General features: G+C 41.4%; 10 protein-coding genes and 1 pseudogene. 9 read left to right on the top strand and 2 right to left on the bottom strand.

Annotation, left to right across the window (positions count from 1 at the left end):
- Positions 1-128: 128 nt before the first annotated feature.
- The 7 genes and pseudogenes from L1272_RS15395 to L1272_RS15365 form a co-directional block, all read left to right on the top strand.
- A pseudogene (locus L1272_RS15395) lies at positions 129-260 on the top strand (envelope stress response membrane protein PspC); the annotation flags it as partial.
- Between the two features lie 62 nt (positions 261-322).
- Positions 323-1,735: a YcjX family protein gene (locus tag L1272_RS15390; protein ID WP_235373796.1), complete on the top strand. Its 1,413-nt coding sequence runs from the start codon at positions 323-325 to the stop codon at positions 1,733-1,735.
- Entirely contained in the window at positions 1,732-2,766 is a 1,035-nt protein-coding gene (locus L1272_RS15385; protein WP_235373795.1) for a TIGR01620 family protein, read from the top strand. Before L1272_RS15390 ends, L1272_RS15385 begins: the two co-directional genes overlap by 4 nt.
- Positions 2,767-2,900: 134 nt before the next feature.
- On the top strand, positions 2,901-4,082 hold the full coding sequence (megL, locus tag L1272_RS15380; protein WP_235373794.1) for a methionine gamma-lyase: 1,182 nt from the start codon (positions 2,901-2,903) through the stop codon (positions 4,080-4,082).
- A 226-nt stretch (positions 4,083-4,308) separates the two neighbouring features.
- Positions 4,309-5,106 carry a phenylalanine 4-monooxygenase gene (gene phhA / locus L1272_RS15375; RefSeq protein ID WP_054553132.1) on the top strand — a complete coding sequence of 266 codons (798 nt, stop codon included), beginning with the start codon at positions 4,309-4,311 and terminating at the stop codon, positions 5,104-5,106.
- A 9-nt stretch (positions 5,107-5,115) separates the two neighbouring features.
- Positions 5,116-5,460: a 4a-hydroxytetrahydrobiopterin dehydratase gene (locus L1272_RS15370; RefSeq protein WP_235373793.1), complete on the top strand. Its 345-nt coding sequence runs from the start codon at positions 5,116-5,118 to the stop codon at positions 5,458-5,460.
- A gap of 120 nt (positions 5,461-5,580) precedes the next feature.
- Positions 5,581-6,150, top strand: a complete 570-nt coding sequence (locus tag L1272_RS15365) for a hypothetical protein (protein ID WP_235373792.1) — start codon at positions 5,581-5,583, stop codon at positions 6,148-6,150.
- A 211-nt stretch (positions 6,151-6,361) separates the two neighbouring features.
- Here L1272_RS15365 and L1272_RS15355 read toward each other — a convergent pair whose 3' ends face one another.
- Complete coding sequence (locus L1272_RS15355; protein WP_138617117.1) at positions 6,362-6,604, bottom strand: type II toxin-antitoxin system Phd/YefM family antitoxin; 243 nt, start codon at positions 6,602-6,604, stop codon at positions 6,362-6,364.
- A 145-nt stretch (positions 6,605-6,749) separates the two neighbouring features.
- Between L1272_RS15355 and L1272_RS15350 the strand changes: the two genes are divergently transcribed.
- Both L1272_RS15350 and L1272_RS15345 read left to right on the top strand, forming a co-directional pair.
- Positions 6,750-7,097 carry a hypothetical protein gene (locus tag L1272_RS15350; RefSeq protein ID WP_166341574.1) on the top strand — a complete coding sequence of 116 codons (348 nt, stop codon included), beginning with the start codon at positions 6,750-6,752 and terminating at the stop codon, positions 7,095-7,097.
- 105 nt (positions 7,098-7,202) lie between these two features.
- Entirely contained in the window at positions 7,203-7,601 is a 399-nt protein-coding gene (locus L1272_RS15345) for a hypothetical protein (RefSeq protein WP_138617122.1), read from the top strand.
- Positions 7,602-7,725: 124 nt separating this feature from the next.
- Here L1272_RS15345 and L1272_RS15340 read toward each other — a convergent pair whose 3' ends face one another.
- Entirely contained in the window at positions 7,726-8,802 is a 1,077-nt protein-coding gene (locus L1272_RS15340; protein WP_235373798.1) for an efflux RND transporter periplasmic adaptor subunit, read from the bottom strand.

Below are 8,802 nucleotides of genomic sequence, written 5' to 3'. Positions count from 1 at the left end.
CCATGGCGCTTTTTAAACAAGATACATCTAAGTCAGCTAGTATGGCGAGGAAAAAGAAAATGGCAGGGCTAGACGATGATTACCGCTCAACCCTGTTAGAGTCTGGGATTAAAATGCGCTAGCCGTGAGGGGAACCACCTCGCCGTGCATTGCAAGACTTAAAAGATCGTCTTGCTCGAGTTGATGGTCGTTTACAAGAGATGGAACGCTATGTCACATCAACAGAATTTACGGTTAGCCGTGAAATCAACAAACTTTAAAGGATATATACGCACCTTGTTTGCATCGTGATACCCAGCGCAAATAAGGTGCTAGACACTTTATGAGCCAATCATTTGCAAAGAACACCTTTAATTCGTTAAAAAATAAAGCGGAAAAAGCCCTTCACCGTAGTTTAGATCAACACGTGAAGTTAGCCGTTACAGGCTTAAGTGGCAGCGGTAAAACCGCTTTTATTACCGCCTTGGTTAAACATTTAACCAGCCAAGCTGACGATAAAAACTTACCTTTTTTTGATGTGATGCGCGAAAAGCGTCATATCGCCACAAAAATAGTGCCGCAGCAAGCACTGACAATACCGACATTTGAATACACAAATGCATTATCAGCGTTGTTACCTGTTGAAGTTGAGCCAGCTTGGCCTGCCTCTACCGAGCGTATAAATACGCTACGTTTGGCAATTAAGTACCAAAGTAACTCGGGGCTACGCGGTCACTTTGCACCGCAATCAACGCTCTATTTAGACATTATTGATTACCCAGGTGAATGGCTACTTGATTTGCCAATGCTAGAGCAATCATTTGCTGATTGGTGTGAGTCACAATACTCACTCTTGCAGCAAGCAGCACGCAACGAAAAAGCGAAGCCATTTTTAACAGCCCTTGCTGAACTTGATTTATCCGCAAGTGTTGATGAGAGCAAACTTGCTGATGTCGCTGCGCTTTATCAGCAGTTATTAGTGGGCCTTAAAAAAGACACCAAACTTGCCATGCTGCAACCTGGTCGCATGCTGATGCCAGGCGAGCTTAAAGGAGCGCCGCTACTGCAGTTTTTCCCAGTTGCGAATGTGCCTGACGACATAACCGAAGGGTCGAATCTCGCGCATCTTAAAAAGCGCTATAAAGCCTATGTAAAAGAGGTTGTAAAACCTTTTTACGAGCAGCATTTTCGTCATTTTGACCGACAAATTGTGCTGGTGGATGTGCTCAGTGCCTTGAATGAAGGCAGCGAAACCTTACATGAGCAAAGCCGTGTTATTAACCAATTGTTGGCCCATTTTAATTATGGTGAAGCAAGTTTCTTTAAACGTTTGTTTAAACCAAATATCGACAAGCTACTGTTTGCGGCCAATAAGTCAGATCATATTAGTGCGCAATATCATAAAGATTTAGCGCTATTGCTTGATTCAATCGTGCATGATCAAACGAATCATTTAAAGTTCGAAGGCGTGCAAATCGAAACTATGGCAATGTCATCTATCTGCGCAACAGAGCCGCGCCAAGTGGCTGAGAAAGGCCAGCAGTTAGCTTGTATTTATGGCAAGCCTTTAGGCGAGCAAGAATGGCTGACGTATTTACCGCCGCAGCCACCGTCACGCCTGCTCAACAAACAAGAGTGGCCAAAACAGGGCTTTGAGTTCTTATCGTTTTCGCCACTGCCATGCCCTGATAAACGGTTAAAGCATATTCGTTTAGATCATGTCATGCAGTACCTGATGGGAGATAAACTAACATGAGTGAGCAACCAAAGGAGATGAACTTTCAGGCTGGTCGCCGTATTTCAAGCTCTGCAAGAAACGAAGCTCCTACAGAGGAGTTAACTGTTGCTAAAGTCATAGAAAACGCCGAATTTATCGACACTGAAGAAGATCAGCAAGATAGCATTGAGCTTGAGCCCGTGTATAAAAAGTCTAAATGGCAAACCCTAAAAGGGGTGTTTGTTGTTAGCTTTTTAATTTTGGTGCTACTTGAGTTTGCGATGTCATTGTTTGTGACGTTCCAGCAATCAATTATTTTAGGTTCGGTGTATTTAACGGCTGTTCTCAGTGGTGTGCTACTGATTGCCCGTGTTATTTGGCGCGAGTACCGCATGCTAAGAAGTTTAAAGCGTAATCAATTGCATCGTACCGAGGCCGACCGCTTACTCAATAGCGAGCAAGTAGGTGAAGCATTACCATGGCTAGAAAAGCTTAATAAACACCAAACGCTTACTGGGTTTGAAGAGTTTAAGCAGCAAATAGCAAGTCACCATACCGATAAAGAAATCATGACCTTATACGCCGATAGCTTATTGGTCAGCCAAGATCAGCAAGCGAAAAAACTGATTAACCGTTTTGCCACTGAGTCTGGCTTATTGGTTGCGCTAAGCCCTCTGGCTTTAGTTGATATGATGGCGGTGCTATGGCGTGGCACTAAGCTCATTGAACAAATTGGCCGTATTTACGGTATTGGTTTTGGTTATGCAAGCCGTATTAAATTGTATCGCTTATTAGTGAAACAAGTACTGTTTGTTGGTAGTGCAGAGTTAGTCTCAGATTTAGCAGCAACGGCACTAAGCGCTGAATTACTGGGAAAATTGTCGGGCCGTGCAGCGCAAGGGCTAAGTGCCGGTATTTTTACCGCACGTATAGGGTATAAAGCGATGGAGCTTAGCCGCCCGTTACCTCGCTTAGAGCATAAGCGTAGCTTGCTGAAAGAAACCGCTAATAGTATTGCTCGTAAAATTGCCTCACGTACGAGCGACAAAGAGAGCGAAAATACAAAATGACAACTTTTGTGTACAGTTAATAAAAACAGCTGAGTGATATTTAGCCATCTGAGCATCCGGCATGCTTGTGCATTGTGGGTATCTACGTTTTATTTATGAGTATGAAGTACTGATAATAAAAACGAGAACACACAATGACTAAGCATCACTTGCATACACAATGTATTCATGGTCCAGAAAAACCAAATGACCCTCACGGCGCACTGAGTGCGCCGCTTTACCAAACCTCTACCTTCTCTTTTGCTAATGCAGCCCAAGGTGCAGCCCGATTTGCTGGTGAAGAGCAGGGCTTTATTTATACCCGTTTAGGTAATCCGACAACCCAAGAGCTAGAACAAAAAGTGGCTCAGTTAGAAAACTGTGAAGCAGCGGCCGCCACAGCGACCGGTATGGGTGCGGTTTCTGCGTCTGTGCTTAGCTTTTTACAACAAGGTGACCACCTAGTCGCATCAAGCGCGTTATACGGTTGTACCTTTGCATTTTTTGCTCATATGTTGCCGCGCTTTGGTATCGAAGTTACTTTTGTTGATATGACTAACGAAGCTGAACTTCGCGGCGCGGTAAAAGCCAATTCAAAAATGATTTTTGCAGAAACGCCAATTAATCCGACCATGGCGGTGCTTGATCTAAGCTTGATTGCCAATGTTGCCAAACAGCATCAACTGATAAGCGTTATCGACAATACCTTCTTAACGCCTCTGCTACAGCAACCTACCTCGTTTGGTATTGATATTGTGGTACACAGTGCAACTAAATACCTAAATGGCCATGGTGATGTGGTAGCAGGACTTGTGTGTGGCACAGAGGAGCATATCAACCTGATAAAAATGACGGTGCTAAAAGATATTGGTGCAACGATTAGCCCTCATGATGCATGGTTAATTAATCGCGGTTTAAAAACCCTTGCTGTACGCATGGAGCGCCACTGTGCGAGTGCCCAAGTAGTTGCTGAATATTTAGAGCAACACCCGTTAGTAAGCCAAGTTTATTACCCTGGGCTTAAATCACACCCGGGTCATCAATTTATTGGCTCGCAGATGAAAGCCGCTGGTGGTGTTATTGCATTTGAAATAAAAGGCAGCCTTGAAGATGGCGAAACATTTATAAATAACACCCAGCTTTGCACGCTTGCTGTGAGTTTAGGGGATGCTGAAACCCTCATTCAACATCCTGCATCGATGACACATTCGCCTTATACACCTGAAGAAAGGGCAGCAGCAGGGATCAGTGATGGCTTAATTCGATTATCAGTTGGTCTAGAAGATGTTAACGATATTATTAACGATCTTAAAACTGCATTTACATTCATTGGTTAGGTTGTAATAAAAAGTTTGCGATTGCATTTGCTTTTAGCCCTTTAAAAACATGGTGTGTAAACTTTTCGATCTTTTGGTGTAATTTTATGTTTACGTTAAGGCTGTTTTTGCAAACCTTAGAAACAGCCTTAACTATTAAAATTTCGCTTACTTTTACATAGTATCGGCTTAACAAGTTAATGAGATTCTGATCAATGCTGATCAAGATTTAACGAAGAAGGTTATTATGGCTAAAGCAAGTAATTACACCTCCAAGCAACCTGATGAAAATGGGGTTATCCATTGGAGCGAAGAAGAAAATAAAATATGGTCTGAGCTAGTTGCTCGCCAACTCGCTTGCATAGAAGGTAAAGCCTGTGATGAATATTTAGCAGGTCTTAAGAAAATTAATTTACCAACAGATCGTATTCCACAACTTAGTGAACTCAACGAAGTGTTACTCGAAACAACGGGCTGGCAAGTTGCGCCTGTTCCGGCACTGATCGATTTTGATGAGTTCTTTCGATTACTAGCAAACAAGCAGTTCCCAGTAGCGACTTTTATTCGCAGCCGTGAAGAGTTTGACTACTTACAAGAGCCAGATATTTTCCACGAGATTTTTGGCCATTGTGCCATGCTTACCAACCCAGCATTTGCTGAGTTTACACACAAATATGGTCAGTTAGGTTATGCCGCTGAAAAGAAAGATCGTGTTTATTTAGCACGCCTTTACTGGTTTACTGTTGAATTTGGTTTAATGCAAACAGAACAAGGTCTGCGTATTTATGGTGGTGGTATTTTATCAAGCCCAGGCGAAACACAATACGTGTACTCAGATAAGCCAGAAATCAATGCGATGAACGTGCTTGATGTATTACGTACTCCTTATCGTATTGATATTATGCAGCCTGTGTACTACACCATTAACTCAATCAATGACTTATTTGATATTTCACAAATGGATATCATGTCGCTGGTGAGTAAAGCAAAAGAATTAGGGCTACATGAGCCAAAGTTTCCTCCTAAAGAAAAATTAGCAAGTTAAGGATTTATAATGTCTTCATTAAGCACACAAAAGTGTGAAGCGTGTCGTGCGGATGCGCCTAAAGTATCTGATGCTGAATTAGCAGAATTGATCAAAATGATCCCAGACTGGGTTCCTGAAGTGCGCGACGGCATTATGCAATTAGGGCGTGTTTACAAGTTTAAAAACTTCAAGCAAGCACTTGAGTTCACTAATAAAGTGGGCGATATGGCTGAAGAAGAAGGTCACCACCCAGGTCTGTTAACCGAGTGGGGCAAAGTAACTGTTACTTGGTGGAGCCACTCTATCAAAGGGTTACACAAAAATGATTTTATCTGTGCTGCTAAAACAGACGATGTATTCGCTGCACTGTAAGTTTTAAGTTCTGCCCAGAACGATAAAAGGCGTAACCTCAGGTTGCGCCTTTTTGCTTTTTTAGAGTCCAAGAATTAACATTAGGCTCTTATCTATGCGAGAACACTAGAAAAGTAAATAATGAAAAACAAAGCGCTTATTCTGCCATTCCTACTCATTTTACTGCCCTTAATTGATAGCTTGTTTATCCCGCAAACATTTGGCATTCAATGGCACAGCCCTAAACTTATGTACCAAATAGGCGTAGCGCTGATGATTGTAAAGCTCACTATGGTTGCCATTGGGCTTTGGTTATTACTCAAAGCAAAGCGCCTTTATATGGAAGCCAGTAAATCGACCCGTATTCTTAAATTTTCAGTCTTTTTACTCGGCGGCTTACAGGTGGTGATAATGACAGCAATATGTTTTTGGTATTTAGTGGCGGGCACGCAAGCGAAGTATTTTATGCTGCAAGACAACATTGCTGTATTTACCGCTGATTATGGCGTATTTGCCCCGGTACATCATGAGTTCTCATTTATATGCTTTGATGCCAACGGTTTTTACCACATGCAACCCATAGCCCAGCTACCTTGGCTCGGAACCTTTACCTTTACTAGCCAAGATTCACGCTTGATCATTCAACATAAGAACCAAAGCGGCGCGAATACACAAGAAATTTCATTAAAAGGGTTTGGCTGTTTGCAGTGAGAGGTGTTGGCTTTGTGGAAGGTGGTGCAATTATAAGTGGTTTTCAGGAAGCTGAGATTGGTTTAGTACGGCAACAATCATTATAAAACCATCTTCTTTAATAAAATAAGCAGTGTGTTTACCAATAGGAAAGTAAAAACCATTTGGATAAATGTCATTACAGCTACGCCTAATTTCTGGATTTTTTGTAACTTATCTTTTGCAAAGTGTTTTATAAAGTATCCAAGAAGTCTTTACCATCAACTACATTACCTTGAGCTAAGTCTCTTGTTGCGTTTTCAAAGCAATGCTTAATATAGTCAACTTTCATAGCTTCTAATTCTTCATAATCCCTTATAGACATGACCACTACGACGTCCTCGTTGTTTTTACTAATTTTAATAGGCTCACGCTGGGCGTTTAAATGTAGTTCACCAAAATTACGTTTTGCATCATTTGCTGTTAGTGTATTCATGGCTGAGCTCTAAAATAAAGTGATAGGGGAATTATAGTAAAAAGCATGAAATGGTCGAAATAATTAAATCGCGCGATTAGTTTGGGTTCTGTAGTTTTACTTACAAGGCACTGATTATAAGGCACGTAACATATATAAAAGAATTATGAAATTTATATTAGATGACATAGTAATCGAGCATATTGAAAACTCTGATCCTATTTCAATAAAAGTAGGAAAGGTTGGCTGTAGCCATGGTTATATTGACTTAGAAGTAAATATGCTATCTATCTCTCAAGCAAATGAAGCACTTACAACAGGTGGAAGGCCAAAAAGTTTAAAATTTGGTTCAGCCCTCAAAGGATGTAAGTTTAAATTTAGTAAGCAAGAGACAAAATTTTACACAGGTTCAATGCTTTGGTGGTGTTTGCCACTAAGCTTTCGCTGGGAACCTCTTTATTGCTATAAAATAAAAGAGGTTATTAGAATGATTTACTATTTTAAAGCATTATAAGGCGAGTATTTTAAACGCGAATCGTAGCTGTAAACTTAGTTCTGCGTTAGTGTATCTAGTTGGTCATTTCTAAATCATAATTGTGACATAACATATGGAGACAAATTGAACAGTTTAAGGATAGTAAAATACACTTTAGTCATGCTGGTTTTGAATACCGTATTAAGTACCTTTATCACTCTAATAATTGGAAGTGATAACTTAGCTTCACTCTCATTCGGTAAATATTTTACATACCAGTTATTACCATCTTATTTATTGAGCGCAGCTATTTATACCGTTATGGCTAAGCGCAATGTTGTAAAAGCTTGGAATTATGCCCTAAGTGTATATTTACTGAGCTTTATAGTGGAAACAGTAATTGTATCGATACTATTACAAACGTTATTTATCCCACCTTTATGGTTTGTAGAAGTGCCTTTGAGTATAGCCTTTGCGATTGTTGGTACTGTCATCGGAATTAAATTAGGTACTCAGGATAGTAAGGAAGTCGAAGGGCCCTGATCTTGCTTTTTTGCTTCCTAGAAAGTCCAAAACAAGCGCAACTCTTAATAATCATTACTACCCTTTATCATAACTGCCAGCTCTTAAAATATTTAATAGCTGGCAGTCATCTCAAGCCTTGCAGTTATTGCTTTACCTGAACTTCGACTTCTTGCCCGGTTTGTAGTTGCTCGGCGCCGCGTACTGCCACTTTATCGCCCGCATTTAAAGTGATGTTAGAAGTCGGGGTGACTTCAACAAGCTTGTCTTTACCATTACCGACTTTTACGGGAATTTGCAGGGCTTTGTTGTCGTTGTCGATTTTGACGATATGGGTGCCTTTTTTGCGTAAGATCAGCGCATCGCGATTCACCAGTAGTACATCCCCTTTGCTTTTTAGTGGCACGGCTACATCAACCAGTTGGCCAATTGCCCATGTTTGCTCAGCATCATTTGCTAGTAAAGCACGTACTTCTACGGTTTGTGAACGCGGATCGGTTGATGGGATCACCGCTGTTACGGTGGCTGTTGTCATATCAGGGGCTGATAAGTCGCCAGCTTTAATTGGTAACTCTATGCCTTTGTGTAAAAACTTTAAGTATTTAACAGGTACATACAAACGCACTTCTAAGTTATTAATATCGAGCAGAGTGATCAGTTCATCTGCGCGATTTATTTCGCGACCAGCGCGTTTAAAACGCTCGCTGATCACGCCATCAAATGGAGCGCGAACGGTTGCACGCGAAAGCTGATCGTCTATCACTTTTAATTCAACCTTAGCCAGTGCGATATCAGATAACGCAAGGTCATGCTTATTTTGCATATCATCGACTTGGCTTGCTGCAGCACTGCTGGCTTTGGCGAGTTTTTGTAAACGAGCGAGCTCTTGTTGATATAAGCGTAGGTTTATTTTGGCGCGATTGAGCATTTCTTGCTGGCGTGCTTTTTCCAGTTCAAGCGGTAAGGTGTCCATACGAACTAGGGTATCGCCACCTTTAACCAGAGTACCTGGCTCAACAACATATAATAAACGGCCGCTAACACCCGCCGTTAGGGTTACATCGTCTTTGCCATACAAAGTGGCGCTAACTTCAATTTCGCTTGTCAGTGGAGCTTGTGTGACGGTTTCTACCGTAACAGGTACGACTGCAAAGGCGTTAAATGCGATAAGACTGAATAGCGCACAAAAGCGAGCGGTTAATTTACGAAAAGGTGTGTTCAT

It is taken from the genome of Pseudoalteromonas sp. PAST1, assembly GCF_021532515.1.
In the GTDB taxonomy this organism is placed as follows: Bacteria; Pseudomonadota; Gammaproteobacteria; order Enterobacterales; family Alteromonadaceae; genus Pseudoalteromonas; species Pseudoalteromonas simplex.
Note: the sequence above shows the minus strand (reverse complement) of the source record. Positions and strands in the feature narration are given on the sequence as shown.

Excerpts from the sequence above, each read along its gene's own strand:
- phhA (WP_054553132.1), top strand. The coding sequence starts at position 4,309 with ATGGCTAAAGCAAGTAATTACACCTCCAAGCAACCTGATGAAAATGGG.
- L1272_RS15350 (WP_166341574.1), top strand. The coding sequence starts at position 6,750 with ATGAAATTTATATTAGATGACATAGTAATCGAGCATATTGAAAACTCT.
- L1272_RS15355 (WP_138617117.1), bottom strand. The coding sequence starts at position 6,604 with ATGAATACACTAACAGCAAATGATGCAAAACGTAATTTTGGTGAACTA.
- megL (WP_235373794.1), top strand. The coding sequence starts at position 2,901 with ATGACTAAGCATCACTTGCATACACAATGTATTCATGGTCCAGAAAAA.
- L1272_RS15340 (WP_235373798.1), bottom strand. The coding sequence starts at position 8,802 with ATGAACACACCTTTTCGTAAATTAACCGCTCGCTTTTGTGCGCTATTC.
- L1272_RS15390 (WP_235373796.1), top strand. The coding sequence starts at position 323 with ATGAGCCAATCATTTGCAAAGAACACCTTTAATTCGTTAAAAAATAAA.
- L1272_RS15365 (WP_235373792.1), top strand. The coding sequence starts at position 5,581 with ATGAAAAACAAAGCGCTTATTCTGCCATTCCTACTCATTTTACTGCCC.
- L1272_RS15370 (WP_235373793.1), top strand. The coding sequence starts at position 5,116 with ATGTCTTCATTAAGCACACAAAAGTGTGAAGCGTGTCGTGCGGATGCG.
- L1272_RS15385 (WP_235373795.1), top strand. The coding sequence starts at position 1,732 with ATGAGTGAGCAACCAAAGGAGATGAACTTTCAGGCTGGTCGCCGTATT.